The following is a 17,392-nucleotide window of genomic DNA, read 5'->3' on the forward strand; positions in this document are numbered from 1 at the left end:
GGGGTGGCCTCGGTGCCCCAAGCAAGGTCATGCAGTAGGGCTAAGCCTGTCGAAGGAGACCTTGTCGCCTTGGCGTGACAGGTCGAACTCCGGCCCAATGCCACCACCCACCAGCGACCTAATCGATGATGTGATATCTGCCATTGAGTGACAACCGGTGAGGAGCAAGCCTACCCTCTCGCCCGCAACGCCGCGCGGAGCGGCAGCCGCGCGGCCGCCAGCGCCGGCAGGGTACCGCCGATCACCCCGCCCGCCAGCCCGAGCAAACCCGCCGTCAAAAGCATCTCCGGCGTCACGACCAGCTGAAATGCCATCTTCGTGTTGTTGGCGCCCATCGTGCTCGCCTGCCAGCCGTCAAAGACGAGCCGGGAGGCGATGGCGCCGATTGCCGCTCCAACAGCCGAGAGCAGCACCGCCTCCACCCAGGTGGCGGCGAAGGCCGGCAGGCGGGCGAAGCCGAGGAGGCGCAGCGCGGCAATCTCGACCGCGCGATCGGAAACCGAGCTCATCATCGTGTTCAAGGCTCCGGCGGTTGCGCCAATTGCCATCAGAAGCGCGATCGGCCAGCCGAACAGGCGGATCAGGCTCTTGGTGCGCTCGGCCTGGCCGGCATAGAGATCGGCCTCGGAGACGGCGGCAAGCGGCGGACCCGGCAGCGTGGACAGCCGTTCCCGCAGCGCCGCCAGCGCCTTTTGCGGATCGTCGCCGGCAAGCCGCACCCGCAGGCTCTGCACCTGCCTCTGCCGGTCGAAGGCCGATTGCACGGCCTCGAGATTAGCCCAGATCTCAGATTCGAAGGCGCTACCGCCTGATGTGAAATGGCCGGCGACCCGCCAGTCGACCGCGCCGAGCCGCACCGTGTCGCCGACGGCAAGGCCTGGGAAGGCATCCGCGAGGCGGGCGCCGACGACAATCTCACGGCCGCCCGGCACAAACGGCCGCCCCTCTGAAAGCCGGGCACGCTCGCGCATCGCAGGCCCGGCCGGGTCCATGCCCCGCAGCGACAGCGTCTGCTCGACACCATCGGCGGCCCTGACATCGACGGGAACGACGACCTCGCGCGAGATCGCCAATCCGCCCGCCCCATCGCCCGGACCGCCGCGAGCAATCCCGGGGTTGCGAGCAATCCCGGTGTCGCCACTCGCCGCCGCAAGGCTGCGGATCGCTTCGGCAGGCACGTCCGAGCCGGCCTCCTGGTTGGTGCCGCCGCCGAGGATGACGGCGATATCAGGAGAGCCCGCCCCGGCAAGCGCTGCCTCGAAGCCGCGCGCCATCGCCAGAAATCCGGCGAGCACCGCCACGACGAGCGCCACCGACAGCACCATCGACAGCGAGATCGCGCGCCGCCTGGGCAGGCTGCCGAGATTGACTCTGATCATGAGAAAGATCTGCTTGAGTGCTGAAGACATTGGACTATCTCGTTCTGAAAGCGTGGACGATGGGCAGGCGCATGGCGCTGAGCGCAGGTAGCAGCCCGGTCAGCAAGCCGAGCCCGGCGATGATGGCGGCGGATTTCAGCAGCACCGCCGCGCCGAAGACGAGACCGAATTCCGACCCGATCAGAAACGTCGCGAGCTTGGCGACGATGAGCCCGCCTGCGCCGCCAACGGCGAAGATGAACAGCGTCTCGCCGAGGATCAGCGCCACGATCCGCCCGCCGGAAAAGCCGAGCACCTTCATGACGCCGATCTCGAAGCGGCGTTCTCTCACGGCAAAGAACATGGTGTTGACCGCGATCATCAGGATCGTCACGAAAGCGGCGCCGACGACGAAACCGACGATGAGGCCGATGTCGGCGAATTGCCGGAGGAACGCCTCGAGGAACTGCTTTTCCGATTGCGTGCGCGTCTCAGCCGCCGAATTGGCGAAGAGCGCATCGATGCGCGCCGCCAGCACGGCCGGCGAAATGCCCTGGCGCGGACGCACCACGAAGGCATCGACCGTATCCCTGTCGCGGGCGCGCGCCGCATTGACTGCATCGTAGCGGGCGATGATGAAATAGGTGTCGGTGCTGGCATCGGCGCCCTCGAAGATACCCGCGATCGTAAAGCTCCAGTTGCGGCTGCCGTCGGCCCTGATCATCTGGCTGGTGATGCCGATGCGCTGGCCGACAGACCAGCCCTGCGCATCAGCCAGCGCCCGGCCGACCAGCACCCGGTCGTCGCCCTCCACGAGCGCCGCGATCAGATCGGGCGTCAACCCGAGCTCCTTGCCATTGGCGGCGGCGATCGCCTGCGGATCGACGGCGCTGACGGCCACCACATTCTTCTCGACATCGACGAACCCGCGCATGTGCGCGGTATAGGCGACGGCAGCGACATGGGGCTCGGCGGCGATCCGGCTCAGATAGGCAAGCGGCAGCGGCAGGCCGCGGCCCGATTTGTTGAAGACGCCGAGCAGATTGTCCCTGGCGCCCGCCGCCCCCTGGCTGCCGGCAACGAAGCTCGCGGTCAGCCCGTAGATCAGAAAGGCGATGCCGACCGAAAGCATCAACAGGACGGCGCGCAGCCGCTTGCGCCAGGCATTGCGCCGCATCAGCTGGAAGAAGGTCATCGGCCCCGCCCCTCGGTGAATTCGCCCTTGTTGAGCGTTAGCGTGCGCCGGGCAAAGGCAGCGGCCTCGGGATCATGCGTGACCATAACAATGGTCTTGCCGAGCTCGCGGTTGAGGAAGCCGAGCGTTTCGAGAATGTTATTCGCCGATTTCCGGTCGAGATCGCCGGTCGGTTCGTCGCACAAAAGAAGATCGGGATCGCCGACGATGGCGCGCGCGATGCCCACCTGCTGCTGTTGCCCGCCCGACATGCTCGAGGGAAACTGCCGCTGCCGCCCGGAAAGCCCGACGAGATCCATGACCGTATCGACGCGCGCCCGCCGCTCCCTCCGCCCCAGCGGCTTCAAAAGCAGCGGCAGCTCGATATTCTCTGCCGCATTCAGCATCGGCAGCAGATTGTAGAACTGGAAGACGATCCCCATCCCATGGGCCCGCCAGGCCGCCCTGGCGCCCTCGCCCATCTGCTCGAGACGGCTGCGCCCGATCCGGATTTCGCCCGCGTCGGGACTGTCGATGCCGCCGAGCATATTCAGAAGCGTCGATTTTCCCGAACCCGACGGCCCCATGACCGCGACGAAGTCGCCGCGCGGCATGGCAAGATCGAGGCCGGAAAAGATCGGGATGGTCTCCGTCCCGATCCTGAATGCCTTTTTGACGCCGGCGAGCGCGATGAAGGGATCTTGCGTGTCGGTCATTGTTTTTCTCCTTGGTGATGAATGTCACGTCGCAGGGGCCGCCCGCGTCCTTCGAGGCCCCTGCGGGGCGCCTCAGGATGAGGCGGAGAGACCGATCGCCCAGCCACACGGCACACCGATCAGCCCTCATCCTGACGTGCGTAGGCCAACGGCCGGAGCCTCGAAGGACGGGGGCGGGTGATGAGGGCCCGCGCTCCCCTCGCCCACCACAAGCCGGATGCGCGCCGCCATGGCAGGCCGTATCCCGGAGGGCGGCGACGTGAACGACAGGCGCAGCGTCGCCGTCCCCTTCTCCCGGGAAATGACGGGCGCGATCTTCGCCACTTCGACCGCGAAAGGCTGATCGGGAAAACCGTCGAGCACCGCTTCGCCTGCGAGACCCGGCCGCATCAGCGCGATATTGGTCTCGGCCACATCAGCATCGATGACCAGGCTTGCCGTGTCGGCAATCGCAAGCAGGCTTTCATCCTCCCGCACGCTGTCCTCGCGCGACAGCACGGTGTCGCCGACCTGCGCATCAAGCCGCGTCACGGTGCCCGAAATCGGTGCGGTCACGACAAGCGCCTCAACCTGTTCGCGCGCCCTGTCGATATCGTGCCTGGCCTTTTCGAGATCCTGCCGGGCCTGCTCCGCGCCATTCTCGGCCGTGTCGAAAGCGGTTTTCGCCTCTTCCAGCGCCTGCGCGGACATTGCATCGCGCCCGGCAAGCCGCTCGATGCGCGTGAGCGAAGACCGCGCCTGCGCAAGCGCTATATTCCTCGCCGCAAGCACCAATTCCGCCGCTCGCCATGATATCTCCGCGCCGCGAAGCGCAAACCGGGCGCCCGCATCGTCGAGCCGCACCAGCACCTGCCCCACCGCGACCTTGTCGCCCTCTTCGACTTCGACGGCGACAATCCGGCCCTCATATTTGGAAAAGACGACGGCGGTGTCGGGCGCCACGACATAGCCGGAGCCGGTAACCTCACGGGTCGGCAAGGCCGTGTGGTTCGCGCCATCATCGACCGGAGTCCGCCTTCCCTCGACAGCGGCACCGCGTCCCGCCGGCGCCGCCGCTTCATGAGCAGCTATCGCAAGCTGGCCACCCGCAATCACTGCGTCGATACGTTCCATGGTCGGAGGTCCATAAAAAGGAACCAGCGCCAGCGATGCCGCCACAGCAAGGAGGAGCATTGTCCCAGGGATGATGCGCCGCCGGGGAAGAGCCTCCGGCAACGCTGTCTTGAAGGCCGCCGGCTCGATCGAAAGCGATCTCAGCTTGGCGGCAAGGTCTCGGTCGTGTTCTGATATCGTGTTCATGCCGCCGAACATCGCCGACCCGGCAGAAATCGCGCCCTCGAACGCGATCCGAAACGTCCTCGATCGCGATTGTGTACCCTGCAGTGGCCGGCCTCGTCCTTCGAGGCCCCTGCGGGGCACCTCAGAGCCTGTGAATGTTTAGTGGCGGAGGCGATTTTATTGTGATTCTGTTGGGTCGTTGATTTGCTTGGAGGACGGTGATGGACGACGAGCTGTTCGAGGGATTGCCGGCGCAGGGATCGCGGCGCAGTGCTCAGGTGGGGCGCGGGGCGGCGCGCATGCGCGAGCCGGTGCGCGATCAGATCGAGTTGCGTGCCGTCGATATCGACAGCTTGATCGGCCAGGATCACGCGGTGCGCGTCATTTGGAGCTATGTCGAGGGGCTGGATCTGAGCGCGCTTGAAGGTCGGATCAAAGCGCGCGAGCACCGGCCGGGCCATCCGCCGATTTCGCCACGGCTTTTGCTGGCGCTGTGGCTCTATGCCAGCAGCGACGGTGTAGGCAGCGCGCGGGCTCTGGAACGGCTGTGCGAGAGCCACGACGTCTATCGCTGGCTGTGCGGCGGTGTCTCGGTGAACTATCACACGCTGTCGGATTTTCGGGTTGGTTGCGCCGATCTGCTCGACCGGCTGCTGGCCGAGCATCTGGCGGCGCTTGCCGATGCCGGCCTCGTCACTCTCGACAGTCTGGCGCAGGATGGCGTGCGGATCCGGGCGAGCGCGGGGGCCGCCTCGTTCGGCCGCAAGGCGAAGCTTGATCGACATCTTTCGATTGCCGAGGCGGTTGTGGATCAGCTCAAGCACGAGGTTGATGCGCGTTCGGATGCCAGCACTCGGCGTATCAAAGCGGCCAGGGAACGAGCGGCGCGCGAGCGTGGTGAGCGGGTCAGAGCAGCCCAGGTCGCTCTTGACGAGATCCAGCGCCAGCGTCAGGCGCGCGAAGAAAAGCGCGGCAATGGCAAAAAGCCGAAGGAGCCGCGCGCCTCCAGCACGGATGCACAGGCGCGGGTGATGAAGATGGCCGACGGCGGCTTCCGTCCGGGTTATAATGTGCAGGTTGCGAGCACGGCCGGTGAGCAGTTCGTGGTCGGGCTCGAGGTGACCAATGCCGGCTCCGATCGCGGCCTCATGCGGCCGATGCTGGAGCGGTTGCGCGCGTTAAGCGGCCATCTGCCGCGGCGCTATCTCGCCGATGGCGGCTTTGGCAGCGCTGAAGATATCGAGTGGGCGCACGGCGAAGGGGTTGAGGTCTTTTGTCCGCCCACTCAGTCCAAGCACGGAACCGATCCCTTCTTGCCGCGGCGCGGCGACGGTCCGGGTGTGTCGACCTGGCGGGCCCGCATGGCAAGCGAGGCGGGCAAGGCTCAGTACAAACCCCGATCGATCTGCGAATGCATCCATGCCCGCTGGCGCAACTGGAATCTGCGACAATTGACGGTCCGCGGTATCGAAAAGGTCCGTGCCGTCGTGCTCTGCTACGCACTCACCAACAATATCTTGCAAGGCCGTCGGCTTGCCAATGGATAGCTAGTGCCATCACCCAAACGCCAACTAGCGACCATCCGCACGCACCGCGCAATCGTCTAAAGTTCGATTGCATCGGTCAGCCAAGACCGGCCAGAACCGCACCAACTCAAAAGCTTCACAAGCTCTCAGGATGAGGGCGGAGGCAGGCAGCGGCTTACCTCACTGGAGAACGCCGGGGCCCTGCCGCCGAAAGCCTAGCCGCAGGCACGACAACCAGCCCTCATGGTGAGGAGGCCCGCAGGGCCGTCTCGAACCACGAGGGCTGATCGTCGTGCCGGGCGGCAGGTGAGATGAAAGCGCAGAGAGGGCGCGACGCGGCGGCACTTATGAGATCAGCCTGAATATCCCCTACCCCTCCGCCTTCCTCTGCCGCCAGGCCACTGGCGTCATATCCGTCACCCGGCGGAATTCGCGGTTGAAATTGGACTTGGTCTGGAAGCCGACCTCGAACATCACCTCGGTCACCGGTTTTTCCGTTCCGGCGAGCAGCCGGCATGCCTCGCCGACCCTGTAATCATTGACATATTGCGAGACGTTCTTGTCCATCGCCCGATTGATCGCTGCCGAGATCTGGCGCGCGGGAATGCCGGCCTTGCGGGCCAGCCGGTCGAGATTGAGATTGGCGTCGCGATAGAGCTTCTTTGCCTCCATCAACGCATCGACAGTTGCGATCGTCTCCCTGTCCTCGGTCGTTTCGGGCCTCGGCGCGGTTTCTACCGTTTCATCAGGCGCCCGGCTGCGGCTGGCCGCGGCCGCGGCAATACCGAGAATGACGAGGGCGACAAGATTGCCGACGCTGATCAGCGTCAGCGCGTGCTCGCCATGCGCCCAGGTGAAGTCGAAGAAGACGAAAGCATCGACGGCGGCCGACAGGCACAGCGCCGCCGCCGCGAAGATGATCGCCCGATAGGCCGGCACCGCTCCCTCGAAAGGCGCAAGCCGGAGCGCATCCGCGCCCGGACGCATCAGCAGCAGGATCGCCAGGGCGTAACCGACGAAGATGAGCACCAGCGCGATGTCGATCGCTTCCCGCCAGAATACCATCAGCAACAGGATGACGGCGGCGGGTATGGCATGCAGCGCAATGCGCGCCGGCAATGGCCGCCGGCTCGTCCTCACCAGCCTGGAAACGCCGGCATAGGCAAGCGGCGGCACCATCGCCGCAATGACAGGCGCGATCACGCCGACCACCTGCACCCCATAGCCCCAGCGCAGGCCGGAAAGGACGGATTGCAGCACGGAGAGTAGGATGAGCACCAGAAACGGCCGGTTGGGCTGCCCCTCCTCGTCGCGTTTGAAGACGATGACGAAAAGGATAAGCAGCAGAACGGCGACGACGAACGGGAGCGGAATGAATAACATGGGCCTGCGGGATCGGAAGGCGAATGGATGGCCATCATCGCCGGCATCCTCGTCCGGCGCGACCTCCATCATGTTTTAGGACCTGATTTTTCCGCGGATATTTTAGGATTGGAGTCCGCCGATCGAGCTAGGATCAGACGCGCTGCAGGAATTCGATGACGCGGGCAGTCAGGAGCGCAGTCGCATCCGCGTCATAGGACGGCAGCGAGCTGTCGGCGAAATAATGCTGGTTGCCGGGGTAAAGGAAAAGCTCGGCGTCCTCGACCGTCGCGACGATCTCGCGGGCGGCATCGATATCGCCCTCCCCGACGAAGATCGGATCGTTGTCCATGCCGTGGATCTGAACCGCGACGCCGTCCGGCCAGGGTCCGAAGGCCCACTCGCCGCTGATCGGCAAGCAGGAATAGAAAAGCAGAGCGCCGCAGGCCCCTGGCCGCGTCTGTGCCAGCTTCTGCGCCGGCAGCACACCGAATGAGAAACCGGCATAGACTAGTTCAGCAGGCAATTCGTCGGCAACCCGGACGCCGCGCTCCCGGATGGCGTCGAAGCCGACCTCGCCGATATAGGTAAGCCCCTCCTCGATACTTCCGAACGTGCGTCCGTCGAACAGGTCAGGCGTGTGCACGATGTGGCCGGCAGCCCTGATATCGTCGGCGAAGGCGTGTACTCCAGGCGTCAGCCCTTGTGCGTGATGGAACAGCAACATTTCAGCCATAGGCGCCTCCGGTCGAGATGTCGGCACATTTGATAATGTTCTGAGCAGTCCGGATTTAGGCTCGCGGCGGCCGCCCCATGCCGCACCTCTGCCGCGATGACCGGTTTTCTAGGGCGCCGCGCCGAAGAAAGCGAGCCGGGTGAAGATCGTATAGTTCGATTCCGATACCATCAGCGCGACGAAGACCAGCACCAGCACCGGCGGCAGCAGGATGGCGTAGACGAGCGCCAGCCGTTCCCAGGCCATGTGCATGAAGACGGCGACGATGAGGCCGGCCTTCAGCATCATGAACAGCAGGATCAGCGTCCACCTGAGATAGCTCTGGATGCCGAGATAATCGACCATGTAGGAGGCCGCGCTGAGCACGAAGAGCAGGCCCCAGACGAAGAAGTAGAGCCCGATCGGGTGCTGCTGTCCGGTATGTGCCTGTGCATGCGCCGTTTCGATGTGTGCATGCGCCGTTGTCTCGTTCATGACGACCTCACCACAGATAGAAAAAAGCGAAGATGAAGACCCAGACTAGGTCGACGAAGTGCCAGTAGAGGCCCATGATCTCGACGGCCTCGTAGCGGCCTTTCCGGCTCGTGAAGAAGCCGCGCCGTTCCACGTCGAAATCGCCTCGCCAGACCTTGCGGGCAATGATGAGCAGGAAAATGACGCCGATCGTGACGTGGGTGCCGTGAAAGCCGGTAATCATGAAGAAGGTCGATCCGAATTGTGCCGCCCCCCATGGGTTCTCCCAGGGGCGCACGCCTTCAGTAATCAGCTTCGTCCATTCGAAGGCCTGCATGCTGACGAAGGTTGCGCCCAAAAGCGCCGTCAGCAGCATCAGTATCGCGGTCACCCGGCGGTCGCGACGATAGCCGAAATTGACCGCCATCGCCATGGTGCCGCTGCTCGAGATCAGCACGAAGGTCATGATCGCGATCAGGATCAGCGGCACGTCCGCACCGCCGATATGCAGCGCGAAAACTTCGCTGGGATTGGGCCATGGAACGGGCGTCGACATGCGGGCGGTCATATAGGCGATCAGGAAACAGCCGAAGACGAAAGTGTCGCTGAGCAGGAAGATCCACATCATCGCCTTGCCCCAGGAGGCGGTCTTGAAGGCGCGCTGATCCGAGCTGAAATCGGCGGCGACACCTCGAAGGCCCGCCGGCCTGAGGTCTGCCCCGCCGTGTGTCTCAATAGTCTGTGCCATCTGCAAACTCCTTAATTCAGTAGTGTGCGGCAGAGATCGACGAAGTCGTTCGCCCAGCCGGCAAACAGCGCGAAGAGCAGCAGCCAGACGGCGAGCATGAAATGAGAATAGATCGCGGAAAGATCGACGCTTAGGCGCAGCCTGTCCGCCGCGACCTCCGTTGAAAATGCCCTCAAGCTCGTGTGCGCGAGCACGGCAAGCCCGCCGAGAATATGCAGCCCATGCAGGCCGGTGAGCATATAGAAGAAGCTGTTGGCGGGATTGTCGGCCAGCACGTAGCCGGCTGCCGTCAGCTCCCGCCAGGCCTGGATCTGCCCGGCGAGAAAGAAGACGGCAAGGGCAAATGCCGCGACAAGCGCCGGCCGCAGATTTTCCATGCGGCCATGCCCCGCTTCATGTTTCGCCCATTGCAGCGCAGCACTGCTGAGCGCAAGTGCTACGGTGGTTACCCAGAGGAGGCGCGGAACCGGCATCCCCCACCAGTCCGCCGACGCCGCACGCATGAAATAGGCGCTGACGGCAAGACTGAAGAGTGCGCCGACGACGCCGAGAAACACGAAGAGGCCGATCTTCACCGCCGGCAGCGGCGGCCGGTCGACCCCGTCATGGGCCGGCAGCTGAACCGACCCCGTTTCGAGCCAGGGCTTGGAGGCCAACCGCTGCCCGGCGAGCCACCAGATGATGATAGCGGCGATGGCGGCCAGGAAAATCAACATGACGCTCATGCCGGAACCTCCCGGGTAACGCCATCGCTTGCCGGAACATTCTGCGGAATGAAATCCTCGGCCGCCCCCGGCACGCTGTAATCATAGGCCCAGCGGTAGACGATGGGCAGATCCCTGCCCCAGTTGCCGTGGGCAGGCGGCGTCTGCGGCGTCTGCCATTCAAGCGTCGTTGCCCGCCAAGGATTGCCGCCAGCCTCCCGGCCGCGGAAAAGACTCCAGACCAGATTGAACAGGAAGACCATCTGGCCGGCGCCGACGACGAGCGCCATGACGGTGATGAAGATGTTCAGCGTATGCGCCGAAGGCGGAACGAAGGCGGTCTCTCCCATCTCGAAGTAGCGGCGCGGCACGCCGAGCAGGCCGAGATAATGCATCGGAAAGAAGATTGCATAGGTACCGAGGAAGGTGATCCAGAAGTGGATGTGGCCGAGCGTCTCGTCCAGCATGCGCCCGGTCACCTTCGGATACCAGTGATAGATCGCCCCGAAGATGACGAGGATCGGCGCAACCCCCATGACCATGTGGAAATGCGCGACGACGAACATCGTATCCGACAGCGGCACGTCGACGACGACATTGCCGAGAAAGAGGCCGGTGAGCCCGCCATTGACGAAGGTGACGATGAAGGCGAGCGCAAAGAGCATCGGCAGCGTCAGGTGGATGTCGCCGCGCCAGAGCGTCAGCACCCAGTTGTAAACCTTGATCGCCGTCGGAATGGCGATGATCAGCGTCGTGGTGGCAAAGAAGAAGCCGAAGGCCGGGTGCATGCCGCTGACATACATGTGGTGCGCCCAGACGACAAAACTTAAGCCCCCGATAATGACGATCGCCCAGACCATCATCCGGTAGCCGAAGATGTTCTTGCGCGCATGCGTGCTGATCAGGTCCGAGACGATGCCGAAAGCCGGCAGCGCGACGATATAGACCTCGGGATGGCCGAAGAACCAGAACAAATGCTGGAACAGGATCGGGCTGCCGCCGCCATGCTGCAGCTGCGTGCCCATCTCAACGATGGCGGGCATGAAGAAGCTGGTGCCGAGCACCCGGTCGAAGAGCATCATGACGCAGGCGACAAAGAGTGCCGGAAAGGCAAGCAGCGCCATCACGGTGGCGGTGAAGATGCCCCAGACGGTGAGCGGCATCCGCATCAGCGTCATCCCCCGCGCCCGCCCCTGCAGCACCGTTACCACATAGTTCAGCCCGCCCATGGTGAAGCCGATGATGAAGACGATCAGCGAGGTGAGCATCAGAAGGATGCCCCAATCCTTGCCGCCCGGCGTGCCGGAAAGAACGGATTGCGGGGGATAAAGGGTCCAGCCGGCCCCCGTCGGCCCGCCCGGGGCGAAGAAGCCGGCGGCGAGGATCAGCACCGCGAGCAGATAGATCCAGTAGCTCAGCATGTTCGCGTAAGGAAATACCATGTCACGCGCACCGACCATCAGCGGAATGAGGTAATTGCCGAAACCGCCGAGGAAGAGCGCCGTCAAAAGATAGATCACCATGATCATGCCGTGCATGGTGATGAACTGGTAATAGTGATCGGCATCGATGAAGGCGAAATAACCTGGAAATGCCAGTTGAATCCGCATCAGCCAGGAAAGCACCAACGCCACCAGGCCGATCGAGATCGCGGTGATCGAATATTGCACGGCGATGATCTTGGCATCCTGGCTGAACACATATCTCGTCCACCAGCTGTGCGGATGATAAAGCTCGACATCCTCGACTTCGGCGGAGGGGATGCTGCCGGACGGAATCTCGACCATGATCTCTCTTCCTTTTCCCGATGCGGCCTCCGGCCGTCTTCCCTCGGTTCCCTGAACCGGCCTAACGACCGCGTCACCGCGTCAATTTGCCGGCGGCAGCTCTCCCGATGACGCCGTAAGCTGGGTGAATGTCTGCTGTTGCCCGAGCCAGGTCTGGTAGTCAGCGTCGTTGTCGACCACGACGGTGCCGCGCATTTGCGGATGACCGACGCCGCAGAGTTCTGCGCAAAGGATCTCGAAGGTGCCCGTCCGCGTTGGTGTCAACCAGAAATAGGTGACCATGCCGGGGATCATGTCCATCTTGGCGCGGAATTCCGGCACGTAGAAATCGTGAAGAACATCGATCGAGCGCAACAGGATGTGCACCGGTTTGCCCATGGGCAGGTGTAACTCGCCGCCTTCGACGATCACGTCGTCGAGGCCATTCGCATCGTTCTTGTCGAGGCCGAGCGGGTTCTCGGGCGTGACGTCGCGCGTCTCGGCACGGCCGAGTTTGCCGTCCGCCCCCGGCAGGCGGAAGCTCCACAGCCATTGCTGGCTGACGACCTCGACCGATGCAGCGTCGGCCGGCACGGAAATGAACTGGTTCCAAACGATGAGGCCGGGCGCCAGCATGGCGGCGACGCCGACCGCCGTTCCCGAGGCGAGCAGCACCTCCAGCCTGCGGTTTTCAGGCTCGTAATGCGCCTGGTTGCCGGGCTTGTGGCGAAAGCGGTAGACGCAATAGGCCATGAACGAAACCACCGCCACGAAGACGATGCCGGTGATCCAGAAGGTGATGACGAGGGTACTGTCGATATAGGTCCAGTTGGACGCGATCGGCGTCCACCACCACGGACTCAGCACATGGAACAGCACGGAGCCGACGACAATCAGGACGAGGATCAGCACGACAGCCATTTCCGCTCCTCCTCGAGCAGGTTGACCGTGAAACCGTATTCCGCAAAAAGTCCGTGTTTATTATCGCACAGATAGAAAATACCGGCAAATACGGCAATTTAGCCATCCGCCGCGGGCCCGCGACCCGTCATTTGGGGTATTGCCCATCACTGCGAATATTGCTTGAGATAGGCGATAAGATCGGTAATTTCCTGATCGTCCTTCACGCCGGCAAAGGCCATCTTCGTGCCCTTCACCTTGGCTTTCGGATTGTGGAGATAGTCTCGCAACGTCGCCTCATCCCACACGAGGCCGCCCTCGCCAGCTTCCTTCATCGAGCTGGAATAGGCGAAGTTGGGATGCGTTCCGGCCTTACGGCCGAACAGCTTGTTCAACGACGGACCGACCTTGTTCGTATCGGAATCGGCGATGTGACAGGTCGCGCATTTCTTGAAAACGGTGGCACCGGCCGTCGCGTCCCCCTCCTGCGCACCTGCGACACCAGGGGAAAGGGCCATGACGGATGTGGCGATCAGCAGAACAACACGATAGTCCACGGCAAACCTCATCCTCCCAGGTCGCCAGCCACTCGCACCCTCCGCATCATTCGCGTGTGGGTGGTGGTTGTCATGCCTTAAAGATTAGTCCTTCGCCGGTGCAAGTCAATCGGTCTCAAAATTCGAAGCATCTGAGCGCGGTCTGATATCGCGTCGATCCCACGCCTTTGGCCTAGACGCCGATCGAAACCGCCTCCTGCACCGCCAATTCGGCCATGGCAAGGGCCGCTTCCCGAGTCGCGGCGGCCGCGATGAAACGGCCGTTGTGGCAGAAGCTCGCGCCCTCTACGCCGCAAACCGCCTCCAGCTCTCCATTGGCAAGACCGGCCCAGGCCTTGGGCAGGTCGGCCCTGAGCGCGAACCCCTCCTCGGCGCGGCGAATGCCGGTAACGCACCAATCCTTTTCGCGCGGGTGGACGACGAACAGCAGGTGATCGGCGCCGGCCTTGACGATAGCAGGACGGAACGGCATGCCCCTCGGCAGCTCCAGAACACGCGCTTGCCCCGCAATGTCGATTGCCTGACGCACGATTGCCTCGGCCCGCAATTTTGCGGCGCTCTGGGCGATCCTCGCCTCGACGAAACTGCGGGCGATGGCAAGAGCCGCGTGGAAAGCGCGATCGTCAGCCTCGGGCTCCGCTTCGTCGAAAACCGGTTTCAGGGTCTCGAGCAGCGTCGGCAGCGTCAAGTTCGCCAACGGTCCTGAAGGGCTGAGCGCACCATTGTCGGTCAGATCGATCGGCAGCACGAAGCTGGCATCGAAAGAGCTATGCACGGCTTCGACATGGTCTGCGGGAAGGCCGCAAGCCGCGAGATAGTCGCGGCCATAATGTTTCCAGATCAGGCCGAACGAGCTGTAGGGCTGGCCATCGTCGCGCAGCGGCGCGCCGCGCTGGTGATGATCGAATATGCCGGCATCAGCGTCATAAACGCCGCCGACATCATAGATGATCCGGTCCTGCCCTGGCGTGATCCAAGCCGGCGCCCGGCTACGGATCAGGCGCGCCTGCGGAAAAAGCCGGGTCAGGATGACGCTCGACAGCAGTTCGTCGGCATGGAAGCCACCGGAATGGGTGACGAGGAAATCGGGGATCATGAAAATAATGCGCCTTGTCGTTCGCAGCAGGTCCGCTTGCGGGGTCCGAACCAGATAGCCGTTGCCGGCCACGATCTCAACCCGTCTTTGCGCATTCCGCAGGGCGCCAGCCAATTGCCGGAGGGAGCAGCAGCTTTACGATCAAATGATATGTCTGAAGGGCAACTCTAAGACAGCACCGGTCCCGGCTGCGCCGCGACAAGCGCGCGGCTGGACGCCGCGCCGGCATGCAGGCAGATGAGTCCGATCGCGGCCAGAGAATTGATCAACAGAACCTCGGCGACAACAGCTGCCGAAAACGCCCCGTCGCCGGACGGAAGCACCGCCGTGGCGGCAAACAGCACGCCCTCATAGGCGATGAAGCCAGCAAGGAAGGCGCCCGCCATGGTGACGATGAGATCGGCCGCAAGGCGCAGCACGCCGAGCGCTGCCGCAAGCGATGCGAAAGCCGCAATCCCGATCGCTAGTCCCCAGGCAAAACTGTCGAAGGTCTGGGGATAGCCTAGGACGAGATATCCGACCATCTGGTTGGTGAGCCAGGCCAGCAGCACCGCCATCAGCGCCATCCGCCGGGGAAGAACGACTGCCGAGACCGCCGCAAGCGCCACGAAAGGCGTGACGCAAGCAAGAACCAGGCTGAGAGCGACGCTGGCGCCGGCAATGATCGCGACCCAGGCGGCGGCAAAACTCGTTGCGGCAGGGCGCAGGGGAAGCTGATTTCGTTCGAGCATGGCGGAACTCCGTCTGACCGGGCATGGCCCAGGAAAATCATAGCGAAATTGCAGAAAAAGACCAGCGAGCGTGCGCAGTCCGAAGGGCGAAGCCTCGAAGCGTCGCCACAATGTCGCTCCCAGCGTTCCTACAGCGCATCCAGCGGTATCTTCAAATACCGCCGGCCATTCTCCTCCGGCTCCGGCAACCTGCCGCCCCGAATGTTCACCTGCAGCGCATGCAGCATCAGCTTCGGCTTGGGCAGCGTGCGGTCGCGCGCCTGCCTGAGTGCGACGTAGCCGGCTTCGTCCTTGCCTGATATGTGCGGATTGTCGCGTTTCTGGGCGGAGACCGTGCTCTCCCAGCGCGGATGGCGCCCACTCGGCTGGTAGTCGTGGCCGGAAAAGAGGCGGGTATCGTCGGGCAGCGACAGGATCGCCTGGATCGAACGCCACAAAGCGGCTGCGCTGCCGCCCGGAAAATCCGCGCGCGCGGTGCCGGAATCCGGCGTGAACACCGTGTCGTGCACGAAGGCGGCGTCGCCGATCAGATAGGTGACCGAAGCAAGCGTATGGCCGGGCGAAAATATCACCCGGGCCTCCATCGCGCCGATCGCAAACGTCTCACCATCAGCAAACAGCCGGTCCCATTGCGAGCCGTCGGTGGCGAGGTCCGGCCAGTTGTAGATCTCCTTCCAGAGCGCCTGCACCTCGGTGACATGCGCGCCGATGGCTGTCGGTGCCCGGGTCCTGCCTTTGAGGTAATGGGCGGCGGAAAAATGATCGGCATGCGGATGGGTGTCGAGGATCCATTCGAGCGTCAGGTGCTCGGCCGCGATATAAGCGAGAATGGCATCGGCGCTTGCGGTACCCGTCGCTCCCGAGGTTTCGTCGAAATCGAGCACCGGGTCGATGATGACGCAGCGTTTCGTGACGGGATCGGCAACGACATATTGCACGCTTGATGTGCTGGCATGAAAGAAGGCCTTCACCTGAGGCAGCTGCCCTGCCCGCCTCTCCAGAAAGCGGAGCGCATTGGAAAGATCCAAGCCATGGTCCTTGCCCAGCGCTTCGACCTCCCCCGCGCTCATCCGCCCGTCGAGCGCTTCGCCGAGCGCATAAAGCGTCAGCGCCCGCGTACCGCTCTTGCAATGCGCAAGCACCGGCCCCTTGGCATCCGCCATCGCCGCCTGGAAGGCGATGATATCGGCCTCGGTGATCTCGGTGCCCTTCACCGGCACGAAGCTGTAGGAAAGCCCCGCGGCGACCGCAGCCGCCTTTTCCGCCGTATTGCCCGGCTGGCCGGGATCTTCGCCGTCCGGCCGGGCATTGATGACGCCGGCAAAGCCACGCACCGCGAAATCGGCAAAATCCGCGGGCTCGGGCTGACCCGCCACCGATATCAGCTCATTGACCCTCACGAATGTCATCGAAGCCCCGCGCCGTCCGCATCAAGCAGATCACATGTATTTTAGTACAATCTCACGAGTATATTGCCGAGCGCAAGAAGAGTTACCCGGCATATGCCACCGGCCGGGCCCCCGGCTCGGCTCTCTGGTCAAAACGACAGTGCCGCAGGACCCGCTTGATCTCGGCACGCACGGCGCCAGATGACGGCAGGCACTTGTCCGCCCGGCAGCAAAAAGCCCCGCCAATCATTGGCGGGGCTGTTCATGCTGAAAATTGATCGGCATTACGTCCTGGGAGGAATCAATGATTGGCTTCTGCCACCCAAAGCTGGTGCGAACCTTGCGCGGTCAATCCAGTTGAATCGCGGCTCAAAGCCCGCTGCCTCCAGTTGGAGCATCACCGATCGGCGGTCCTCGTCGGCCGCAGCCGCGGCTGAACGAGACTAGTTCTGACCCTGCAAGCGGTCCATCACCTCCAGCAGCAGGTCGGCACAGGCTTTCATCGGCTCGTCCTCGGCGCATTTCAGATCGATCCGTGTGTTTCCGTCCTCGATCTGGAAATGCGCGGCCTTGGACGGCAGTGGCATGCGATGCCCGCGGAAACCACGGAAGCCCATGTCGCCCCTCGAACCATGCCATCGGTAATCGGGGCGATCTCCCGACCGTCCATCCGGCGAGCCCATCATCCGCTCGTCGTCACCGGGAGCAGACTGCGGCGGCGGCGGCGGCGGGCTGGGCTCGGCCGCTGCGGGCGGAGTTCCTGCCGATGGCGGGGCTGGCGGTTGTTGTGCGAAGGCGGTGCCGGCGAGTGCGGCAAGAGCAAGGCTTGATAGCAAAAGTCTTTGCATGGGATCGGTCCTTTCGGAGACGTGAGGCATGTCTATAAACACCGCGGCCGG

General features: G+C 63.5%; 16 protein-coding genes and 1 pseudogene. 1 reads left to right on the top strand and 16 read right to left on the bottom strand.

Features of this window, described 5'->3' with window-relative positions; genetic code table 11:
- Window positions 1–170 precede the first annotated feature (170 nt).
- The 4 genes from AMC88_RS13330 to AMC88_RS13345 all read right to left on the bottom strand — a co-directional run bounded on the left by AMC88_RS13330 (window position 171) and on the right by AMC88_RS13345 (window position 4,547).
- The gene (locus AMC88_RS13330; protein WP_064825391.1) at window positions 171–1,409 is read right to left on the bottom strand and encodes an ABC transporter permease; all 1,239 of its coding nucleotides are present in this window, start codon (window positions 1,407–1,409) and stop codon (window positions 171–173) included.
- A gap of 4 nt (window positions 1,410–1,413) precedes the next feature.
- Window positions 1,414–2,553 carry an ABC transporter permease gene (locus AMC88_RS13335; protein WP_064825392.1) on the bottom strand — a complete coding sequence of 380 codons (1,140 nt, stop codon included), beginning with the start codon at window positions 2,551–2,553 and terminating at the stop codon, window positions 1,414–1,416.
- Window positions 2,550–3,248 carry an ABC transporter ATP-binding protein gene (locus tag AMC88_RS13340; protein WP_064825393.1) on the bottom strand — a complete coding sequence of 233 codons (699 nt, stop codon included), beginning with the start codon at window positions 3,246–3,248 and terminating at the stop codon, window positions 2,550–2,552. The genes AMC88_RS13335 and AMC88_RS13340 overlap by 4 nt, the downstream gene beginning before the upstream one ends.
- A 126-nt stretch (window positions 3,249–3,374) precedes the next feature.
- Window positions 3,375–4,547, bottom strand: a complete 1,173-nt coding sequence (locus AMC88_RS13345) for an efflux RND transporter periplasmic adaptor subunit (RefSeq protein ID WP_225880776.1) — start codon at window positions 4,545–4,547, stop codon at window positions 3,375–3,377.
- 200 nt (window positions 4,548–4,747) lie between these two features.
- Here AMC88_RS13345 and AMC88_RS13350 point away from each other — a divergent pair, with 200 nt between their 5' ends.
- Entirely contained in the window at window positions 4,748–6,073 is a 1,326-nt protein-coding gene (locus tag AMC88_RS13350; protein WP_049772018.1) for an IS1182 family transposase, read from the top strand.
- A 348-nt stretch (window positions 6,074–6,421) separates the two neighbouring features.
- Here AMC88_RS13350 and AMC88_RS13355 read toward each other — a convergent pair.
- The 12 genes and pseudogenes from AMC88_RS13355 to AMC88_RS13410 form a co-directional block, all read right to left on the bottom strand.
- Window positions 6,422–7,473, bottom strand: a pseudogene (locus tag AMC88_RS13355) (helix-turn-helix domain-containing protein).
- Window positions 7,474–7,568: 95 nt separating this feature from the next.
- Window positions 7,569–8,150 (bottom strand): dienelactone hydrolase family protein, encoded by a 582-nt coding sequence (locus AMC88_RS13360; RefSeq protein WP_064825395.1) that lies wholly within the window; start codon window positions 8,148–8,150, stop codon window positions 7,569–7,571.
- A 108-nt stretch (window positions 8,151–8,258) separates the two neighbouring features.
- Window positions 8,259–8,624, bottom strand: coding sequence for a cytochrome C oxidase subunit IV family protein (locus tag AMC88_RS13365; protein WP_010006534.1), 366 nt, complete (start codon window positions 8,622–8,624; stop codon window positions 8,259–8,261).
- A 7-nt stretch (window positions 8,625–8,631) separates the two neighbouring features.
- On the bottom strand, window positions 8,632–9,351 hold the full coding sequence (locus AMC88_RS13370) for a heme-copper oxidase subunit III family protein (RefSeq protein WP_012484283.1): 720 nt from the start codon (window positions 9,349–9,351) through the stop codon (window positions 8,632–8,634).
- A gap of 11 nt (window positions 9,352–9,362) precedes the next feature.
- Window positions 9,363–10,076 (bottom strand): cytochrome c oxidase subunit 3, encoded by a 714-nt coding sequence (locus AMC88_RS13375; RefSeq protein ID WP_064825396.1) that lies wholly within the window; start codon window positions 10,074–10,076, stop codon window positions 9,363–9,365.
- A complete protein-coding gene (gene ctaD, locus AMC88_RS13380) occupies window positions 10,073–11,842 on the bottom strand; it encodes a cytochrome c oxidase subunit I (protein ID WP_004676446.1) in 1,770 nt (589 codons plus the stop codon). The genes AMC88_RS13375 and ctaD overlap by 4 nt, the downstream gene beginning before the upstream one ends.
- Window positions 11,843–11,923: 81 nt before the next feature.
- Complete coding sequence (locus AMC88_RS13385) at window positions 11,924–12,742, bottom strand: cytochrome c oxidase subunit II (protein WP_012484286.1); 819 nt, start codon at window positions 12,740–12,742, stop codon at window positions 11,924–11,926.
- Between the two features lie 146 nt (window positions 12,743–12,888).
- The gene (locus AMC88_RS13390; protein ID WP_029531344.1) at window positions 12,889–13,278 is read right to left on the bottom strand and encodes a c-type cytochrome; all 390 of its coding nucleotides are present in this window, start codon (window positions 13,276–13,278) and stop codon (window positions 12,889–12,891) included.
- 172 nt (window positions 13,279–13,450) lie between these two features.
- Window positions 13,451–14,374 (bottom strand): MYG1 family protein, encoded by a 924-nt coding sequence (locus AMC88_RS13395; protein WP_037141702.1) that lies wholly within the window; start codon window positions 14,372–14,374, stop codon window positions 13,451–13,453.
- Window positions 14,375–14,541: 167 nt separating this feature from the next.
- Window positions 14,542–15,105 (bottom strand): hypothetical protein, encoded by a 564-nt coding sequence (locus AMC88_RS13400; protein ID WP_064825397.1) that lies wholly within the window; start codon window positions 15,103–15,105, stop codon window positions 14,542–14,544.
- Between the two features lie 128 nt (window positions 15,106–15,233).
- A complete protein-coding gene (gene blh / locus AMC88_RS13405; protein ID WP_064825398.1) occupies window positions 15,234–16,514 on the bottom strand; it encodes a bifunctional sulfur transferase/dioxygenase Blh in 1,281 nt (426 codons plus the stop codon).
- A 422-nt stretch (window positions 16,515–16,936) separates the two neighbouring features.
- Window positions 16,937–17,341 carry a hypothetical protein gene (locus AMC88_RS13410; protein WP_064825852.1) on the bottom strand — a complete coding sequence of 135 codons (405 nt, stop codon included), beginning with the start codon at window positions 17,339–17,341 and terminating at the stop codon, window positions 16,937–16,939.
- Between the last annotated feature and the right edge of the window lie 51 nt (window positions 17,342–17,392).

The organism is Rhizobium phaseoli (assembly GCF_001664385.1).
Taxonomy (GTDB): domain Bacteria; phylum Pseudomonadota; class Alphaproteobacteria; order Rhizobiales; family Rhizobiaceae; genus Rhizobium; species Rhizobium phaseoli.

What these genes read in the sequence shown, in the direction of transcription:
- AMC88_RS13400 (WP_064825397.1), bottom strand. Translation starts at nt 15,105, where the DNA reads ATGCTCGAACGAAATCAGCTTCCCCTGCGCCCTGCCGCAACGAGTTTT.
- AMC88_RS13340 (WP_064825393.1), bottom strand. Translation starts at nt 3,248, where the DNA reads ATGACCGACACGCAAGATCCCTTCATCGCGCTCGCCGGCGTCAAAAAG.
- AMC88_RS13330 (WP_064825391.1), bottom strand. Translation starts at nt 1,409, where the DNA reads ATGTCTTCAGCACTCAAGCAGATCTTTCTCATGATCAGAGTCAATCTC.
- AMC88_RS13410 (WP_064825852.1), bottom strand. Translation starts at nt 17,341, where the DNA reads ATGCAAAGACTTTTGCTATCAAGCCTTGCTCTTGCCGCACTCGCCGGC.
- AMC88_RS13345 (WP_225880776.1), bottom strand. Translation starts at nt 4,547, where the DNA reads ATGAACACGATATCAGAACACGACCGAGACCTTGCCGCCAAGCTGAGA.
- AMC88_RS13385 (WP_012484286.1), bottom strand. Translation starts at nt 12,742, where the DNA reads ATGGCTGTCGTGCTGATCCTCGTCCTGATTGTCGTCGGCTCCGTGCTG.
- ctaD (WP_004676446.1), bottom strand. Translation starts at nt 11,842, where the DNA reads ATGGTCGAGATTCCGTCCGGCAGCATCCCCTCCGCCGAAGTCGAGGAT.
- AMC88_RS13395 (WP_037141702.1), bottom strand. Translation starts at nt 14,374, where the DNA reads ATGATCCCCGATTTCCTCGTCACCCATTCCGGTGGCTTCCATGCCGAC.
- AMC88_RS13365 (WP_010006534.1), bottom strand. Translation starts at nt 8,624, where the DNA reads ATGAACGAGACAACGGCGCATGCACACATCGAAACGGCGCATGCACAG.
- AMC88_RS13350 (WP_049772018.1), top strand. Translation starts at nt 4,748, where the DNA reads ATGGACGACGAGCTGTTCGAGGGATTGCCGGCGCAGGGATCGCGGCGC.
- AMC88_RS13360 (WP_064825395.1), bottom strand. Translation starts at nt 8,150, where the DNA reads ATGGCTGAAATGTTGCTGTTCCATCACGCACAAGGGCTGACGCCTGGA.
- AMC88_RS13375 (WP_064825396.1), bottom strand. Translation starts at nt 10,076, where the DNA reads ATGAGCGTCATGTTGATTTTCCTGGCCGCCATCGCCGCTATCATCATC.
- AMC88_RS13335 (WP_064825392.1), bottom strand. Translation starts at nt 2,553, where the DNA reads ATGACCTTCTTCCAGCTGATGCGGCGCAATGCCTGGCGCAAGCGGCTG.
- blh (WP_064825398.1), bottom strand. Translation starts at nt 16,514, where the DNA reads ATGACATTCGTGAGGGTCAATGAGCTGATATCGGTGGCGGGTCAGCCC.
- AMC88_RS13370 (WP_012484283.1), bottom strand. Translation starts at nt 9,351, where the DNA reads ATGGCACAGACTATTGAGACACACGGCGGGGCAGACCTCAGGCCGGCG.